Annotated in this window: 16 protein-coding genes; 9 read left to right on the top strand and 7 right to left on the bottom strand. The window is 71.9% G+C overall.

Annotated elements, in window-relative coordinates; translation table 11 throughout:
* Nucleotides 1-86: 86 nt before the first annotated feature.
* From HII36_RS03770 to HII36_RS03760, 3 genes are all read left to right on the top strand, one after another.
* Nucleotides 87-752 (top strand): potassium channel family protein, encoded by a 666-nt coding sequence (locus tag HII36_RS03770; protein ID WP_173521606.1) that lies wholly within the window; start codon nt 87-89, stop codon nt 750-752.
* Complete coding sequence (locus tag HII36_RS03765) at nt 752-1,411, top strand: potassium channel family protein (protein ID WP_173521605.1); 660 nt, start codon at nt 752-754, stop codon at nt 1,409-1,411. The genes HII36_RS03770 and HII36_RS03765 overlap by 1 nt, the downstream gene beginning before the upstream one ends.
* A gap of 675 nt (nt 1,412-2,086) precedes the next feature.
* Entirely contained in the window at nt 2,087-2,863 is a 777-nt protein-coding gene (locus HII36_RS03760; protein WP_173521604.1) for a helix-turn-helix transcriptional regulator, read from the top strand.
* On the opposite strand, the gene HII36_RS03755 is transcribed toward HII36_RS03760, so the two are convergent.
* From HII36_RS03755 to HII36_RS03725, 7 genes are all read right to left on the bottom strand, one after another.
* On the bottom strand, nt 2,815-4,029 hold the full coding sequence (locus HII36_RS03755; RefSeq protein WP_173521603.1) for a multidrug effflux MFS transporter: 1,215 nt from the start codon (nt 4,027-4,029) through the stop codon (nt 2,815-2,817). The two genes, HII36_RS03760 and HII36_RS03755, sit on opposite strands and share 49 nt — an antisense overlap.
* Nucleotides 4,030-4,119: 90 nt before the next feature.
* Nucleotides 4,120-5,364, bottom strand: coding sequence for an ATP-grasp domain-containing protein (locus tag HII36_RS03750; RefSeq protein ID WP_173521602.1), 1,245 nt, complete (start codon nt 5,362-5,364; stop codon nt 4,120-4,122).
* Nucleotides 5,361-6,233, bottom strand: coding sequence for a siderophore-interacting protein (locus HII36_RS03745; RefSeq protein WP_173521601.1), 873 nt, complete (start codon nt 6,231-6,233; stop codon nt 5,361-5,363). The genes HII36_RS03750 and HII36_RS03745 overlap by 4 nt, the downstream gene beginning before the upstream one ends.
* A gap of 30 nt (nt 6,234-6,263) precedes the next feature.
* On the bottom strand, nt 6,264-7,352 hold the full coding sequence (locus HII36_RS03740) for a hypothetical protein (RefSeq protein WP_173521600.1): 1,089 nt from the start codon (nt 7,350-7,352) through the stop codon (nt 6,264-6,266).
* Between the two features lie 95 nt (nt 7,353-7,447).
* Entirely contained in the window at nt 7,448-8,791 is a 1,344-nt protein-coding gene (locus tag HII36_RS03735) for an aldehyde dehydrogenase family protein (RefSeq protein WP_173521599.1), read from the bottom strand.
* Nucleotides 8,791-10,008, bottom strand: a complete 1,218-nt coding sequence (locus tag HII36_RS03730) for a DUF362 domain-containing protein (protein WP_217369134.1) — start codon at nt 10,006-10,008, stop codon at nt 8,791-8,793. The genes HII36_RS03735 and HII36_RS03730 overlap by 1 nt, the downstream gene beginning before the upstream one ends.
* Before the next feature lie 38 nt (nt 10,009-10,046).
* Nucleotides 10,047-10,724: a cyclase family protein gene (locus tag HII36_RS03725; protein ID WP_217369133.1), complete on the bottom strand. Its 678-nt coding sequence runs from the start codon at nt 10,722-10,724 to the stop codon at nt 10,047-10,049.
* A 207-nt stretch (nt 10,725-10,931) separates the two neighbouring features.
* Between HII36_RS03725 and aroF the strand changes: the two genes are divergently transcribed.
* Genes aroF through larC form a run of 6 tightly spaced genes read left to right on the top strand, consistent with a single transcriptional unit; the run spans nt 10,932 to nt 17,540 of the window.
* Nucleotides 10,932-11,987 carry a 3-deoxy-7-phosphoheptulonate synthase gene (gene aroF / locus HII36_RS03720; RefSeq protein ID WP_173521598.1) on the top strand — a complete coding sequence of 352 codons (1,056 nt, stop codon included), beginning with the start codon at nt 10,932-10,934 and terminating at the stop codon, nt 11,985-11,987.
* A gap of 26 nt (nt 11,988-12,013) precedes the next feature.
* Nucleotides 12,014-13,111, top strand: a complete 1,098-nt coding sequence (locus HII36_RS03715) for an acyl-CoA synthetase family protein (protein WP_173521597.1) — start codon at nt 12,014-12,016, stop codon at nt 13,109-13,111.
* Between the two features lie 2 nt (nt 13,112-13,113).
* A complete protein-coding gene (locus HII36_RS03710; RefSeq protein WP_217369131.1) occupies nt 13,114-14,610 on the top strand; it encodes an isochorismate synthase in 1,497 nt (498 codons plus the stop codon).
* Nucleotides 14,611-14,626: 16 nt separating this feature from the next.
* On the top strand, nt 14,627-15,481 hold the full coding sequence (larE, locus tag HII36_RS03705; protein ID WP_173521596.1) for an ATP-dependent sacrificial sulfur transferase LarE: 855 nt from the start codon (nt 14,627-14,629) through the stop codon (nt 15,479-15,481).
* Between the two features lie 2 nt (nt 15,482-15,483).
* Nucleotides 15,484-16,293, top strand: a complete 810-nt coding sequence (gene larB / locus HII36_RS03700) for a nickel pincer cofactor biosynthesis protein LarB (RefSeq protein ID WP_173521595.1) — start codon at nt 15,484-15,486, stop codon at nt 16,291-16,293.
* Complete coding sequence (gene larC, locus HII36_RS03695; RefSeq protein ID WP_173521594.1) at nt 16,290-17,540, top strand: nickel pincer cofactor biosynthesis protein LarC; 1,251 nt, start codon at nt 16,290-16,292, stop codon at nt 17,538-17,540. Before larB ends, larC begins: the two co-directional genes overlap by 4 nt.
* Nucleotides 17,541-17,584 lie beyond the last annotated feature (44 nt).

Below are 17,584 nucleotides of genomic sequence, written 5' to 3'. Positions count from 1 at the left end.
CCACCTGGAGTCGATAAACCCGGCGCTCCCCCGCCGGGCCATACTGGTGTCGAGCAACCGGCCGGAACCGCGGAGTGCGGGGGAGTATGCATATTGTGATCATGGGGTGTGGCCGGGTCGGATCGACTTTGGCCCACATCCTCGAAGACAGCGGCCATTCCGTCGCCATCATCGACCGCGATCCGCAGGCGTTCCGCCGGCTGCGCGCCGGGTTCCGCGGCCGCCGGGTCACCGGCGTCGGTTTCGACCGCGACGTGCTCACCGAGGCCGGCATCGAGTCCGCCACCGCCTACGTGGCGGTCTCCAGCGGCGACAACTCGAACATCATCTCCGCCCGGGTGGCGCGCGAGACGTTCGGCGTCGACAACGTGGTGGCCCGCATCTACGACCCCCGCCGCGCCGAGGTCTACCAGCGGCTGGGCATCCCGACCGTGGCCACCGTGCGCTGGACGGCCGACCAGATCCTGCGCCGCATCCTGCCCGAGGGCGCCGAGCCGCTCTGGCGCGACCCGACGGGCACCGTGGTGCTGGCCGAGGTCGCCGCGCACCCGTCCTGGATCGGCACCCGCGTCGTCGACCTGGAGTCGCGCGCGAAGACCCGGGTCGCCTTCATCAACCGCATGGGCGAGGCGCTGACCATCGCCGACGACACCGTCGTGCAGGAGGGGGACATCCTGCACGTCATCGCCGCCGAGCGGGACATGGACCGGATCAACAAGGTGCTGGCCGCGGCACCGGAAGAGGAACACTGATGCGCGTCGCCATCGCCGGGGCCGGCGCCGTCGGCCGCTCCATCGCCGCCGAGCTCCTGGAGAACGGCCACGAGGTCCTGCTCATCGACATCGACCCGCGGGCCATCAAGATCGACAGCGTGCCGCGCGCCGAGTGGCTGCTCGCCGACGCCTGCGAGATCGCCTCGCTCGACGAGGCCGGGCTGAACAACTGCCACGTCGTCGTCGCCTCCTCCGGCGACGACAAGGTCAACCTGGTGGTGTCGCTGCTGGCCAAGACCGAGTACGGGGTGCCGCGCGTCGTCGCCCGCATCAACCACCCGAACAACGAGTGGCTGTTCAACGAGTCGTGGGGCGTCGACGTGGCGGTCTCCACGCCGCGCCTGCTCAGCGCGCTGGTCGAGGAGGCGGTGAGCGTCGGCGACCTGGTGCGCCTGATGACCTTCCGCCAGGGGCAGGCCAACCTGGTCGAGCTCACCCTGGCCGACGACGCGCCGGTGGTGGGCCAGCGAGCCGGCTCGGTGCCGTGGCCGACCGACGCGGCGCTGGTGGCGATCCTGCGGGAGGGCCGGGTGCTGGTGCCCACCTCCGACGACCCGCTGGAGGCCGGCGACGAGCTGCTGTTCGTGGCCAGCCAGGAGGTGGAGCAGGAGCTCGCCCACCTGCTCTCCCAGCACTGAGCACGCGATCCGGCACCCCCCGTCGCCGCGGAGCGCGGGGGGTGGGCCCGGCGGCGGTCATCATCCGTCTTCACCGATGAATGTCCTGCGCAACAGCCTCGTAATCGTTTTCGGAAAACACCGCCGTACATGATCGGCCGGATGAACGCGTCCCAGCGTGGATTAATACACATTTCAATGGGATATCCCGGCCCTGTGCCTGTCGCGCTCGCGAGGGCGATCTGGCAGAATTTGGACGGTACACGCAGTCATCGTTCGGACGACTGATAATCATGACTGTCACGTAGCGCGCACGGGGAGACATTCGCTCTATGTGGAGAAAGACCGCAAGGAAAACGGGGAAGATCAGCGCCAGGCTCGGTTGAGTGTGGATCGGTGTGCGCCGGGGGCGGCAGCGCGCCACGAGGGGAAGTCCTGGCAGAGCAGCTGTCGGCGACGCCACGCGTTTCCGTTCGGCGACAGGTGACGGGGCTGCGACAGGAGTGTCGCAGTAGCCTGCCCGCCGCGTGGGGCCTTTGAGTGTCACGTTCGCCGATCCTCCACACCGAGCCCATCCGACGAATCAGGTAATGAGGCCTCCTCACAACAGGGCGATCATTCGCTTGCCTTGAGCGGCGATTCCCCCATCCTGCCCGGAAGAATTCATCAAGGATTCGCCTGACTTGGAAGGAACAGATGAGGAAGACAGGGCTCCAGGATCTCGGCGGCCAGGACTGGGCCGACTTCATCGCAGACCTCTTTCGATCAGCCCGGTCCGAAATAATGATCGTCGGGTCGGGGACACCCGTTCCGTTCTGCCCTTATCGCAGTGGCGTGGTCGCGGCCAAATCCCACCTGGCCGACGGCAGAAGGGTTCACTGCCTGCTCTCTCAAGAATGCTTCGGCCTGTTGACGCACCGCAATCTGCTGCATTGGGTGGCGTTGGGCATGCAGGTCAGGGTCAGCAATTCGCATCTGTCGAATCTGCTGATCGTCGATCGGTCGGTGGCCGTCGCCTGGGATCCCGGGCGCGATGACGGCACGTACCGTGCGACCGTCTACCGGGACGTGCGGCACGTGCGCCCGCTCGTCGAGCTGACGCGCGCCGGCTGGGACAGCGCGCAGCGGCTGACGCTGAGCGACACCCGCATCATCGACGGCCTGGTCGGCGACCGGTGGCGGCAGATCATCGCCGCCCTGGAGACCGGCATGACGGACGAGGTCGCCGCCCGCAGCATGAGCATCTCGGTGCGCACGTATCGCCGTCACGTCGCCGAGCTGCTGGAGAAGGTCGGCGCGAGCTCCCGTTTCCAGGCCGGGTCACGGCTGGCCTCGCTCAGGATGCAGACGCCCAGGAGTCACGACCTCCGCAAGGTGTCCGCCGCCCACGCCCGCGAAGGCGAGCCGCGGGCGGCGGCGCCGCGTCACGACTCGCCGGCGTCCGCGGTCTGGGGCACCGGGGTCAGGCGGTAGACGACGAGGGCCGACAGGCTCAGGCCCGCGAGGATCAACACCATCGGAGTGGAGGTGTGCGCTCCGCCGGCACCCGCCAGCGGAGCCGCCACTCCGGCGAAGAGGAACTGGGTGGCGCCCATGAACGCCGACGCGGTGCCCGCCATGTGCGGCGGATGGCTGGAGATGGCCAGCGCCACCGAGTTCGGCACGATGAACCCGACCGAGGCCACCACCAGGAACAACCCGGGCAGGAGCGTCCAGAGCCCGGCGACCGGCGAGGTGACGACCACCAGCCCGCCCACCGACGACAGGGCCAGGCCGATGCCGAGGATCCGACGGGGCCCGTGCCGGCCGACGACGCGCGAGCTGATCCGGCCCATCACCACGATGCCCGCGCTGTTCAGCGCGAAGATCACCGAGTAGGTGAGCGGGGACAGCCGGTAGACGTCCTGGATCACGAACGACGAGCCGGAGATGTAGGTGAACAGCGCCGCGAACGACAGCGCGGCGGTCAGCGCGTACCCGGCGAACGTGCGGTCCGACGCCAGCCGCCCGAACTTGGCCAGCACGGCCTTGGGGCCTTGGGCGTCGCGCTTGTCCGGAGCCAGGGACTCGGGCAGGAACCACAGCACCATGAGCGTCAGCAGCACGCCGAGCCCGGAGATGACGGCGAACAGGCCGCGCCAGGGCATGACCTCCAGCAGCAGCCCGCCCGCCAGCGGCGCGAGCACCGGCGCGAGCGCGCTGATCTGGATGAGCGTGGCGAAGAAGCGCGCCGCGGCCACCCCCTCGTGGCGGTCGCGGACCACCGCGCGGGCGATCACCATGGCGCAGCCGCCGGTGAACCCCTGTAACAGCCGGAAGACGATGAGCAGTGTCGCCGACGGCGCGATCACGCACAGCAGCGAGGCCACCGCGTAGCCGATCACGCCCGCCAGCAGCGGCCGGCGCCGGCCCAGCAGGTCACTGGTCGGGCCGGCGGCGATCGTGCCCAGGGCGATGCCGACCACGCAGGCGGTGATCGTGAGCTGGGTGAGCGAGGCCCCGGCCCCGAGCTCCCGGCCCAGCTCGGGGAGCGCGGGGAGGTACATGTCGATGGACAGAGGGCCGATCGCGGACAGGCCCGCCAGGATCGCCACGACGACGGCGGGACGCTCCTTGGCCTGTGGTGAGACCGACGTCATCAACCCACCTCAGCGGCGCTGGGGGGATGAGGGCAGGGATGAGACATGTGATCGCTTCAATCTCTGGGAGAACAGGGAAATGACAAGCGGTTACTCGACCTCGTAGAACCCGGCGCCGTCGAGATGGCGAGCGGTGATGAGGTCGCGGGCGACGACGCCCTCGATCTCGTGGGCGAGGTAGATCCGCAGGGGGAAGGTCCAGTCGTCCACCGACCGATGGACCTCCTCGCCTGCCGAGTACTGGAACTTGATTCCGCAGTAGCTCTCGAGCGCGTAGATCTCGTCCAGTCGGGGATACGCGACGAGCTTCCCGGCGACGGGCGAGACCATGTTCACGATACCCGCGTGCTTGATCAGCCGATAGTCGTCGTCACACCGCGCCAGGAACCGCTCGGGGTCGAGGTAGGCGTCCACGGTCCATTCGAGCTGGCTCTCCCCGGTGGCCGCGCGGACCGGCACGTGCACGTCGGCGCCGCAGATGCGGGCCGCCGTCTCGATCAGCCGCGGGCCGTCGGGCGTGAGCTTCAGCTCGGTGTGCGCGGCGCCGTGGCGCACCCCCAGCGCGTCCAGCACCTGGCAGGTGTAGGCGACCAGGGCGTCCTGCTCGGCTCCCCGGCGCGGCATCAGCTCGGCGCCGGCCGTCAGGTCGCGGACGCCGTTGGCGCTGAGGTGGTGCATCTTCCAGACGTCGGTCACGTGGTGACGGCCGTTCAGGCTCACCGTGTCGACGATGTATTCGCGGCCGAACAGGTACTCCTGCGCGAGCACGGCGTTGTTGCGCTGGTCGAGCGCGCTCTTGGTGCCGAGCAGGCTCTCGAAGCCGGCGCGCAGCTCGTCGAGGTCGTCGCAGAAGCGCACGCCGTCGCTGCCGGTGCTGCGCAGCGGCTTGAGCACCACCCGCCCCTCGACGCCCTCGTACCAGTCGAGCAGCGTGTCGAAGTCGGTGGCCAGGACCTGGTGGGTGCCCGGCACGCCGGCCTGCTTGACCGTCTCCATCATGAGGTACTTGTCGCGGCGGGCCGCGCTCAGCTCGGTCCCGTTGGTCAGCAGGCCGAGCCTGGAGCTCAGGATGTCGGCGACCTCCACGCCGCTCTCCACGCCGGGCAGCACCTGACGCGGCGCGAACTCGGCGACCGCCGCCGCGGTCTCGTCCGCGTCGCCCCGGTGGACGATGTTGGCGACGAACTCGCCCGGGTCGAAGTGCCGGTCGAGCGCGTTGAGCACGGGTGAGCTCTGCACGTGGACGCAGTCGTAGCCGCGTTCGGCGAACAGCGCCTTCAGGAAACGGGCGCTCGAATAGGCGTCCACGATGGCGATGGTCGGGCGGGTGTTCATAGTTCCACTCCTGCTGAGGTCGAACGGGTCGACAACGTCTCGTGCTCGTGTTCTGTCCGCTGGTTCCACTCGCTCTTGGAGGCCTGCCAGCCGTCCTCGTTGAGTCCCCTGCGCCAGTAGCCGGAGATCGACAGCCGGTCGCGGCTCAGGTTCCGCTCGACCAGCAGGTGCCGGCGCAGCTCCTTGACCAGGTTCGCCTCGCCGTGGACGAACGCGTGGACCCGGCCAGGCGGGAACTCGGCACCGGCGAGCAGGGCGGCGAGCCCGCCGGCCGGCTCGTCCGCGTCGCGGTGCGCCCACGTGACGCGCACCCGAGCCCTGCTCTCCAGGCGCTGTTCCTCCCGCGGGCCGGACACCTCGACGAGGACCAGTGCCGTGGCGCTCTCCGGGAGCGCTTCGAGCGAGGCGGCGATCGCCGGGAGCGCGCTCTCGTCCCCGGCCATGAGATGCCAGTCGGCCAGCGGATCGGGCGCGTAACCACCGCCGGGCCCGAGGAATGACAACTGGTCGCCGGGGACTGCCGCCGCCGCCCATGGGCCCGCCAGGCCGCGGTCCCCGTGATGGACGAAGTCCAGGGTCAGCTCGCGAGCCGTTTCGTCCCACCGCCTGACCGTGTACGTGCGCATGCGCGGCCACTGCTCGCGCGGCAGGTCCCGGCGGACGGCCGCGAGGTCGAACGGCTCCGGATACGTGACGCCCGGGGCCGGGAACAGCAGCTTGACGTAGCGATCCGTCAGCTCGCCTTGCGGGAAGTCGCGCAGCCCCGGCCCGCCGAAGACCACGCGTCTCATCCCCGGCGTGATCCATTCCGCGTGGCGGACCCGGCCGGTGTGCACCCGGCTGGTGCGGGTCGTCCGCGTCGTCGTCATCTCTTCGGCATTCCTTCCTTCGTACGGGGTTCAGGCGGTGAGGCTGACGACGTCGCCGTAGCGCATCAGGTCCTGGTAGGCCTCGGCCCTGATGTGCCGCATGCGGCGCAGCACGGCGATCGCGCTCTCCGCGGACGCCTCGCCCTGGATGATGGAGAAGTCGTCGCCGACCAGGGCGGCGGTCACGATGATGTGCCGTTCGATGTCCTGCAGGTCGGCTTCGAGCAGCGCGTCCCTGGCGACGGCCAGCTCGGGGTCGGCGGCGAACAGCTTGCCGAAGGACTCCGGGGAGGCCGGCAGGAGCCCGCGCATCGCCTTCCTGAACGAGCGGTGCTCGGGCTGCGTGCGGCCGGTGAGCGCCACCGGCACGGCGGGCGGCTGCATGGTCGGCCGGACCTTGGCGTCATAGCAGGGGGCCGACATGTCCCCGGAGTGCATCATCGCCGCGGTGAAGCCGCGAACGTGCACGGTCGCCGTGCGGAGGGCGGCGAGCGCCGCGTCGCGGTCACCGTCACGCAGCCCGGCGATCGCCTGGGAGACGGCGTCCGCCGCGGCGAGGTTGAGCAGGAAGTACAGGTGATGGGTGATGACCCAGCGGGTCAGTTCGTCGCCGCCCGGCCGGTAGGGCGCCGGGTGGGCCGGGGCGGCCGGCTCGGGCGCCGCCGGGCCGGAGCCCGGGTCCAGCCCCCTGAGCAGCGCGGCCATCGCGCGGACCTCGGCGGCCTGGTCGTTCAGGTCCAGCCGCGCGTTACGCAGGTCGGTCAGCGCTCGCGCGATGACCGTGGTCATCTCGGCGGCGAGGTAGGCGTCGTCGACGTGCGCCGTCCTGACGCCGAAGTACTCGTGGTTGGGCACGATCGGCCGCAGCGGCGCGGTGTCCATCGGGGCGACGGCGGCCACGACGGCCAGGTGGTCGGCCCGGTCGACGGCGGCGTCCATGGCGGCCTTGACCACGCCGCCGGCCCCGTCGGGGCTCAGCAGCTCGGTGTGCAGCCGCGTCAGCGCGTCCACGGCCGCCGACAGGGCGGCCGCGACCCGCGGCGACGGGCGGGTGGACGCGCGCACCAGGTTGTTCTCTGGCAGGACGACGATCGGGATGTCGGGGCAAGCAGCAGACATGTCTTCACCTTGGAAACCTTGGAGACCTTGGAGACCTTGAGAACCGTGGAAACAGTTGAGACTTCAGAGCCGGCGACGTGTCGAAGGCGGGCGCTTCACGCCACGGCGAAGCCGCGCGCCTCCATGAGGAACTGGGCGAGATGGCCGTCGTGCGGCAGATACGGGTCCCGCCACCACCCGGCGACCGGGCCATGCAGCACGGTGCGGATGCCGGGCGTGCGCAGCGCCTCGGCGACGAGCGCGGTGTCATCGGTCAGCAGGGTCAGCGCCAGCGAGCCGTCCAGCGGCCGCACGCCTTCCGGCCGCCGCCAGGGCGCCACCCACACGCAGGGGAACGGCAGTTCCACGCCCAGCCCCGGATGGTCGGCCCGGTCGACGGCCAGCACCGCGGGACGCAGCGCCACGGCCGCCCCGCCCACGGGGGCCAGCGGGCCGTCGTCGTAGTGGCGCAGCGCCAGGTCGGCCGCGCCCTGGGCGGCCCGGTCGAGAGACGCCCGAAGCGCTTGCGCCTCAGGCAGCGGACGGGCGGGCAGGACGGCCCTGCCGTCGGTGACCGGGTGGGCCGGCAGCGCGGCCAGCCGCTCCGCCAGCGCCTCGGCGAGCGCCAGATGATCGCCGGAGGTGAAGACCGCGGTGGCGTTGGTGCAGCGCACCCCGCCGTCCGCGGCGATCTCCGTGACGAGGTGGTCCAGCGTCGCGCCGTCGAGCGGGCGGTCCACGAGGACCTTGCTGCGTCCCGGGCCGCGCACCAGCACCCGATCGTCGCCGCGCAGCCTGGCGACCGTGGACTCGCCGCCGTAGACCAGCGCCAGGTCCGCCGACCGGACGAGCGTGTCGACGGCGGAGTGCGACCCGGGCAGCAGGCTGATCCAGCCGGGGTCGAGCCCGGCCGCCAGCAGCGCCCTGGCCAGGCGCAGCGGGGTGAACGGATCGCGCGCGCCGGGCCGGACCGCCACCCGGTATCCCAGCGCGACGGCCTGCAGCCAGGCGCCGTGGGTGGCGGGATGGTTGCTCGGCGCGACGACCCCCAGCGTCGAGCCGCGGCGCTCCCATCGGGCCGTACGGCCGGCGCCGGCCGGGGACTGCCGCCCGACGACCTCGCCGAGCAGCGCGCAGTCGCCGCTCACCCGGTGCAGCGTCTGCCTGGCCACGCTGATGGGCACGCCGGAGGCCAGGGCCTGGATCTCGCAGTACTCCTCCGGGGTCTGCCCGCCCAGGGTGGCCTCGGCGAACAGGGCGCCCGCCCGGGCGAGCACCGCCAGGCGCTCGTCCAGCGGCAGGTGCGGCGCCTGGCGCATCGACTTCGCGGTCATCCTGACCATCAGGGCGGGAGCCTCGTGCACCACCGCCAGCGGCTCGCCGTCCACGCCGGACAGCGGGCGCGTGTCCTGCGAGGCGCGTTCCGAGCCGCCGCGCAGCACGGGGATGGACATCGACATCAGACCAACTCCTCGGGGGCCGGCCAAGCGTGGCCGCCGGCGCGTTCGGCGTCCTGTCGCGGGACGCGGAACTGGGTGGACTCCTGCTCGGTGACGGGGTGGCCCATCGCGTGGCGCAGGCCCGCGATCTGGATGGCCCGCGGCGGGCAGCCCTCCAGGTAGACGCCGGCCTCGCGGTGTTCGTACAGGGCGTTGCCCACCAGCACCACCGCGCCGCGCAGCGCGGGAAGACGCTCCATGGGCCCGGACACGATCGTCAGCTCGCCGGGGAAGCTCAGCAGCTCGTCCCGCAGCCGGTGCATGGCGGCCGCCAGCCAGCGCCGGCAGTCCGCGCACGCGGTGTCGGCGTGCACGTGGATGCCGTCCCTGGGCGGGGTCAGGTCCACCGGGGCGCGCTCGATGGCGAACGCGGCGTCCTCGACCGCGAGTCCCCGCACCTCGATGTCGGCGGGATCGACCGGTCCCATGCCGCGTTCACACGCGTCGCGGAGATAGGCGAGCTCCCACCAGCCGACGCCGGCCACCCCGGCCATCGTGGCGTCCATGGCGACCGCGTTGCGCGACGCGGCGATCAGGCCGACCTCGCGCAGGCTCCCCGCCATGGGGTAGTTCCCCTCGATGACGGTCAGCGCGTCGCAGACGACCAGGTGCTGCGGGCGCAGCAGGTTGAGGTCGACGAGCGCCTCCTCCACGCCGGCCATGTGGACGACCCGCGTGGTGAATCCGGGCAGCAGCCCGACCAGGTTCTTCATGGCATTGGTGAGAACCACGCTGGAATGGGTGCGCAGTTGCGGGGCGCCGATGAAGAACTCGCAATCCAGCACGATGTCCGGGATGGCGATGGGCACTCTCAGCGAGGTGGCGCCCGGCACCTGGACGACGCGCAAGGGCCGATCGTCGAAACTGACGACCTTGGCATAACGGTGGATCGGGCTCAGGTCGAGTATTTCCTTGATGACCTGCGTCCGCTCCGCGATATACACCTCGGCCCCGCGCGCCGCGGCCTGCCTGGCCAATACGAGCAGCAGTTCGGGGCTCGTGACGAATCCCGGTTTCCGCTGGAACATATTGGGTTTGATGACCACGCGGTCGCCTTTGCAGATGTGCCGCAAAGGATCGCCGAGAAGATCCAGCGCCGCTTCGGTCGCATCGGCGATCTCGGCGGCCGTCCGTCCTTCGGCTCGGACGAGAGCAACTGGAGTCAGTTCGCCGCTCACGGAACTCCCTAACGGGGGATTGCGAATTCAGGGCAGGTTCAGAAAGGCCAGCCGTCCAGCACGATGGCCCGGGCCGGCGCCGCCTCCACGTCGGAGACCTTGATCGGCAAGGCCATCAGCTGGACGACCGGATTGGAGATCCGGTCGAGGTGCTGGATGTTCTCCAGGATCGGGATCCCGGCGGCCAGCAGGCGCCGGTGCACCTGCCCGCTGCGGTCGTCGGGCTGCTCGGTGATGCAGTCCATGCCGACCAGGACGCAGCCGTTGTCCACCATCCAGTCCGCCGCGGAGACCGTGAGGTACGGCGGCTTGTCCCAGTAGTCGTCGCGGCCCAGGTGACGATTCGGGTGGTCGGTGCGCACCAGCAGCCGGTCGCCCGGCCGCCACACCTCGCGCAGCGCCTTCTCCAGATCCTCACCGGTGACCGGGTCGAGATCGCCCTTGTGCGACAGGTCCGCCACGCAGGCGCGGCCCACGAAGACCTCCAGCGGAACCTCGTCGATCCGCTCGCGGTCGGCAAAGAAGTGATATCCCGACTCCACGTGCGTGCCGTTGTGCGGAAATATCTGAAGGTCGGAGAACGTGCGGCCGACTCCCGACGGATCGGTCTGCGGCGTCATGGCTCTGCGTACGCCGAATTTCGGATACCAGGGCGCGGCATAAGAGGGCATTCCCTCGTACCAGCCCTGACTAATGTCGATGATCTCCACGGTCACCCTCTCGCTCGTTTGGCAAACGTTCGCCAGTAGAGATGAGAGCACATTGGGCCGAGCCCGCGGCAACCTCTCAAGGGGGTCCTGGCAGGAAACTGCCACCGGCTTCCTATCAAAAGTGCCGATGTGGATAGTTGATTACCTCCGGTCCCGTCGCGGATCGATGACGCCGCACCGCCGGCCCGAAAGTCAACCCACTGGAAGGTTCCCATGATCGTGGTTATGCGTTCGCGGGCCACCCGCGAACAGCTGGATTTCATCGTCGGACTTCTCCGGGACCAGGGTTTAACACCGATGTCCGGCACGCTGCTGGGCGTTTCCATGTTCGTCACCCAGGAGAACGGCTCTCCGGAGCTGGCGTCCGTCGTGGAGAACTCCCCCGGGGTCGACCGCGTGGTCGTGGTCACGGGGGCGATGCGGCTCACCAGCCGGGAATTCCTGGCGGAGGACACCCGGGTGCGGGTGGGACCGGCCGGCGAGGCGGTGATCGGCGGCCCGGAGTTCACCGTGATCGCGGGGCCGTGCGCGGTCGAGGGCAAGGAGCAGATGGATTCCGTGACGGACGCCGTCGTCGCGGGTGGCGCGGTGATGCTGCGCGGCGGCGCGTTCAAACCCCGCACCTCCCCCTACAGCTTTCAGGGCATGGGGCTGGCGGGCCTGGCGCTCCTCGCCGAGCAGCGCAAGCGCACCGGCCTGCCCGTGGTCACCGAGGTCGTCACGCCGGCCGACGTGGAGTGCGTCGCCGAGGAGAGCGACATGCTCCAGATCGGCACGCGCAACATGCAGAACTTCGAGCTCCTGCGCGCCGCCGGGGAGTCGAACCGGCCGGTCCTGCTCAAGCGGGGCATGTCGGCCACGATCGAGGAATGGCTGCTCGCGGCCGAATACCTGCTGCACACCGGCAACGGCGACGTGGTGCTGTGCGAGCGCGGCATCCGCAGCTACGACCGCAGCACCAGGTTCACCCTGGACCTCAGCGCGGTGGCCGAGGCGAAGCGGCTCACCCACCTGCCGGTGATCGTCGATCCCAGCCACAGCACCGGGCGTCCGCACCTCGTCGCGCCGATGTCCCTGGCCGCGGCCTCGGCCGGAGCCGACGGCCTGATCATCGACGTGCACACCGACGCGCGCAACGCCCTGTGCGACGGCGCGCAGGCGATCACGGGCGAGCAGTTCGCCGAGCTGATGAGCCGGCTCAAGCCCGTCGTGGAGGCGGTGGGACGCATCCTGTCGCCGTCCCGTTCGCACTTTCTTGCCCAGGTCTGACCAGCCGCTACCGGAGAAGGACGATCATGTTGGAGACCACGGCCGAGCCGTTCACCGCCGACCTCTCCCCCGAGGAGTTCATCCGCGCCGCGATGCGCTGGCACTTCTCGCCGGAGACCGGCTCTCCCTACTGGTTGAAGCGGGCCGCCGAGCTGGACTTCAATCCACTGACCGACGTCGCGACCTGGGCGGACCTGGACCTGTTCCCCGAGGTCAGCGGCGAGTGGCGAGACGTCTCCGTGGACGACCTCGTCCCGGCCGGGCTCACCGGGGGCCACTGGGACTTCCAGGTGTTCGACAGCGGCGGCACCACGGGCAGCCCCAAGCGCATCGTGGAGTCACGCTCGCGCCGCAACGGGGTGCTGTGGGTGAGCGAGGTGCTCGCCGAACACGGCATCCCCGGGGAGGGCGGCGGTCACTGGCTGCACCTCGGCCCGACGGGGCCGCACATCGTCGGCCGCTCGATCGGGCTGCTGGCCCAGTTGCGCCGTACGTTCTGCCACTACATCGACCTCGACCCGCGCTGGGTCAAGAGCAGCCTGAAGCAGGGGCACTCCGACGAGGCGGCCCGCTACGTGCGGCACATCCTGGCCCAGGCCGCGGACGTGCTGTCCACGCAGCCGGTCTCCGTGCTGTTCGCGACCCCGCCGGTCCTGGAGGCCCTGGCCGCCGACGAGCGGCTGCTGGACCTGGTGCGGGACAAGGTGCGCGGCATCGTCTGGGCGGGCACCAGCGTGAGCCCCGAGACCCTCAGGTTCCTGGAGGAGGAGGTCTTCCCCGAGGCCCGCGTGGCCGGCCTGTACGGCAACACCATGATGGGCATCGCCCCCCAGCGGCCCAGGAACGGGGACCCGGCCGATGCCGGCTGCGTCTTCGTGCCCTTCCACCCGTTCAGCCGGGTCAGGGTGGTGGACCCGGAGAACCCGACGGCGGAGGTGGCCTACGGCGAACGCGGCCAGGCGCGCATCTCCCTGGTCTCCCGTGACCTCTTCCTGCCCTGGACCCTGGAGCGCGACTCGCTGCTGCGTGTCGCCCCCACGGCCGCGTACCCGCAGGACGGGGTGGCCGACGTCCAGCCCCTGACCAGAGACGGCGGCCCGGTAGCGGTCGAAGGAGTGTACTGAACGTGAGGAACAGCACTGCCCTGGCGGCCGGCCGGGAGCGGCCGGCGCCGGCCCTGGACCGCGGCGACGGGGAAAGCCTGCTCACCACCTGCAGGCACGCGCTCGACAGGGCCCGCAGAACCCGCCGCCCGGTGCTCATGAGCTGGGCCAAGCGGCTCACGCTCGCCGACCCCGTGGTGGTCTGGAGCCGCGCGCGGCGCAGCACGTCGCGCTCGTTCCTGTGGCAGTCGGCGTGGGACCAGGGCTCGATCGTCGCCATCGGCACCGCACGTGACCTGCGCGGGCGCGGCGAACAGCGCATCGCCCGGGTCCGCGAGGACTGGGCGGCGCTGACGCGCGACCTGGTCAGCGGCGGCGCGGCCGACCCGGCGCTGCCCGCCGGCCGCGGGCCCCTCGCGATCGGCGGGTTCGCGTTCAGCCCCGACCAGGCGACGCAGGCGCGGCAGCTGCCCGACGCCCTGCTGTGGGTGCCCGCGCTGCAACTGCGCAGCCGCGTGCCCGACGGGGGCGCCGCGGACCGCTCCGGCCCCGCCGAGCTGCGGCTCAACGCGACCCTGCTGCACGACAGCGACCCCGAGCAGGTGGCCGAGGCACTCGCCCAGCTCGCCGAGCGGTGCCTGCGTGGCGGCGCGGGCGCGGAACGTCCGCCCGCGCCGTCTCCGGCCGCCCGGTACACCCGGGTCGAGCGGCCCGGCGCCGACGACTGGAAGGGGCTGGTGCGCCGCGCGACCTACGACATCCGCGACGGCCGCTTCGAGAAGGTGGTGCTGGCCCGCGAGCTGCGTGTCATCGCGTCCGCGCCGTTCGACATCCCGGCCGCGGTGCACCGGTTGCGCGCGGCCAATCCCGGCACCACGGTCTTCGCGGTCGATCACGAGGAGTACACCTTCCTCGGCGCCACCCCTGAATACCTGGTGCGGGTCGAGGACCGGGCCGTGCACGCGCTGGGGCTGGCCGGCACCGCGCCGCGCGGCGCCACGCCCGAGGAGGACGAGGCACTCGAACGCGAGCTCGCGGCCAGCCCCAAGCTCAGGCACGAGCACGACATCGTGGTCCAGATGCTCCGTGACGCCTTCCACCGCTCCTGCACCGAGGTCGCGGTCGAGGACCGGCCCAGCGTGGTCAAGCTCGCCAACGTCCAGCATCTGTCCACCAAGGTGCGGGGCCGGCTCGACGCCGGCGCGGCGGTCGGCGTGCTGGACTTCGTCGATCGGCTGCACCCGACGCCGGCCCTCGGCGGCCATCCCCGCGCGGAGTCGCTGAGCTGGCTCTCCGACCACGAGGGGTTCGACCGCAACTGGTACGCGGGCGTGGTCGGCTGGGCCGACCCCGCCGGGCAGGGCCAGTTCTCGGTCACCATCCGCTCGGCTCTCCTGGACGGCTCCTCCGCCTCGCTGTACGCCGGTTGCGGCCTGGTGGCCGACTCCGACCCGGAGGCCGAGTACGCCGAGACCTGCGCGAAGCTGCGCCCCATGATGTCCGCACTGGGAATCGAGTGACGCCATGCCGACCCCGATGTCACCACCGACCACCCCGCCGACCGGCGCGTTCCCGGCCCGGCGGGTCGAGGCCCTGCGCCTGCGGCTGCTGGAACTGCGATCGCTGGTGGTCGCCTTCTCCGGCGGCGTGGACTCCGCCCTGCTGCTGGCCGCGGCCACGCGAGCGCTGGGCACGGAACGCGTGCTCGCCGTCACGGGCGACTCGGCGAGCCTGTCGCAACGCGAGCGCGGCGCCGTCCGCGAGGTCGCGGGCGCGATCGGCGTGCCGCACGCCTTCGTCGAGACCCGCGAGCTCGAGGTCGAGGGCTACCGCGGGAACGCGCGGTCCCGCTGCTGGTTCTGCAAGGACGAGCTGGCCGGGCGGCTGCTGGACGTGGCGGCCGAGCGGGGCTTCGACCACGTCGCGACGGGAACCAACGCCGACGACCTGAACGACCCGTTCCGCCCCGGCATCCGCGCCGCCGCCGGTCGCGGGCTGGTCACCCCCCTGGCCGACGCCGGTCTGACCAAGGACCAGGTCAGGGCGGTGAGCCGGGCCTGGGGGCTGCCGACCTGGCACAAGCCCTCCTCGCCCTGTCTGTCCAGCCGCGTCGCCTACGGCTTGACCATCACCCGCGCCCGGCTGTCCCGCGTCGAGGCGGCCGAGCAGATGCTCGCGGACAGCCTGCGCGCGGCCGGGATCGACACCTACGACCTGCGTGTGCGCGACCTCGGCGAGCGGGCGCTGATCCAGGTCGACCGGTCGGCCGTGGCCCGGGTCGCGGCCTGCGACCCCGCGCTGGAGGCCGTCCGGTCCGCGGGATTCGCCGCGGTGGAGGTCGATCCGCGCGGGTTCAGGTCCGGCGCGCTCAACGAGATCGCGGAGCGGTGAGCATGGATCGAGCCGAAGTCCTGGAACTCCTGCGCCGCGTGTCGGCGGGCGCCGCGACCGCCGAGGAGGCGCTCGGCGCGCTGGTGTCCGGCCCGCTCGCCCCCGGCAATCTCGGGTTCGCCCGGCTGGACACCCATCGCGCCCTGCGTACCGGCGACCCCGAGGTGGTCTACGGCGAGGGCAAGACGACCCCGCAGGTCGTCGCCCTGCTGCAGGAGCTCCACCGGCAACCGGGACGGCGCTCGGCGCTGGCGACCCGGCTGTCGGAGAGCGCGCTCGACGCGGTTTCGGAGACCTTCCCCGGCGCGCGCGTCGACGCGCGGGCGCGCTGCGCGGCCGTGGGCGAGCGGCCACCGGCCCGGGGCACGGTCCTGGTGGTCACCGCCGGGACGACGGACGAGCCGGTGGCGCGGGAGGCGGCCTTCGTCGCCGCGGAGTTCGGCTGCGCGGCCGAGCTGGTGCGGGACGTCGGCGTGGCCGGCATCCACCGGGTGCTCGCCGTTCGCGACCGGCTCGACGCGGCCGACTGCCTGATCGTCGTCGCCGGGATGGACGGCGCGCTGCCCAGCGTGGTGTCCGGTCTCGTCGGCGTCCCCGTCATCGCGGTGCCGACCAGCGTCGGGTACGGTGCCGCGTTCGGCGGCCTCGCCGCGCTGCTGACCATGCTCAACTCGTGCGGCCCCGGCGTGGTGGTGTGCAACATCGACAACGGGTTCGGCGCGGCGGTCGCGGCCGCCCGGATGACGCGCGGCATGGTGCACGGCATGGCATGCCGGGAATCGGCCGAGCCCGACGCGGTGAGCGCGCGGTGACCGCCGCCTGGTTCGACTGCTCGGCCGGCGCGGCCGGCGACATGATCCTGGGCGCCCTGCTCGACGCCGGGGCGTCACTCGCGGCGGTCCAGCGGGCCGTCGAGGCGGTCGCGCCGGGGGCCGTCCGCGTCCGCGTCGAAACCGTCCGGCGCTGCGGCCTCGCGGCGACCCGCGTGCACGTCGACACCGAGCCCGGCCCGCCGCACCGCACCTGGCACGACATCCGCGCCACGCTCGCCGGCGCCACGCTCGCCGAGCCGGTGCGGGAGCGGGCGCTCGCGGTGTTCTCGCGCCTGGCCCGCGCCGAGGCCGCCGCGCACGGCGTGCCCGCGGACGACGTGCACTTCCACGAGGTCGGCGCGCTCGACGCGATCGCCGACGTGGTGGGCGTGTGCGCGGCCGTGCACGAGCTCGGCGTCGGCCCGGCGACGGCGACGCCGCTGACGCTGGGCTCGGGCAGCGTGCCCAGCGCGCACGGGCGGCTCCCCGTCCCCGCGCCCGCGGTGCTCAGGCTGCTGGCCGAGCACGGGGCGCCGGCCCGCTCCGGCGGGTTCCCTTACGAGATGGCCACGCCTACGGGGGTGGCGCTCGTGCTCACGCTCTGCTCGGGGTGGGGTGGCCTGCCGCCGCTGCGCGTGCTCGGGACCGGGTCGGGGGCCGGCGCGAGGGACCTGGCCGGCGTCCCGAACGTCGTCCGGGTCGTGCTCGGCAGCCCGCTCGACGACGACGCGTACCCGGGGACGGAGGCCGTGGTCGTCGACGCGAACGTGGACGACCTCGACCCGCGGATCTGGCCCCAGGTCCTGGCCCGCCTGCTGAGTGCCGGGGCGGCCGACGCCTGGCTGACGCCCGTCCTGATGAAGAAGGGGCGCCCGGCGCACGTCCTGTCCGTCCTCTGCTCCCCCCAGGCCCTGGCGGACGTGCGGGAGACGATCGTCGCGGAGACCTCCACCATCGGCAGCCGCGAGTACCGGGTGCGCAAGCGCGAGCTGGCACGGGAGTTCACCACCGTGGCCGTCGGCACCGCCGAGGTCCGGGTCAAGGTGGCCAGGCACCGCGGGCGGATCGTCAACGTCCAGCCGGAGTACGAGGACGTGGTCGCCGCGGCGGACCGCCTCGGCGTCCCGGTCAAGGCGGCGCTGGCACGCTCGATCGCCGCCGCCGCGCAGGTCGCGGAGGTGGCGGACGTGGCGGACGTCGGGCGGCATCAGGAGCAACCGGAGAGGCGGCAGCCATGGAGAACATGATCGTCGTCGGGGGCGGGCTCGCGGGCCTGCGCACGGTCGAGTGC

The organism is Nonomuraea antri, from assembly GCF_013283785.1.
Taxonomy (GTDB): Bacteria; Actinomycetota; Actinomycetes; order Streptosporangiales; family Streptosporangiaceae; genus Nonomuraea; species Nonomuraea antri.
The sequence above is the reverse complement of the archived record's forward strand: the minus strand, read 5'-3'. Positions and strand labels throughout refer to the sequence as shown.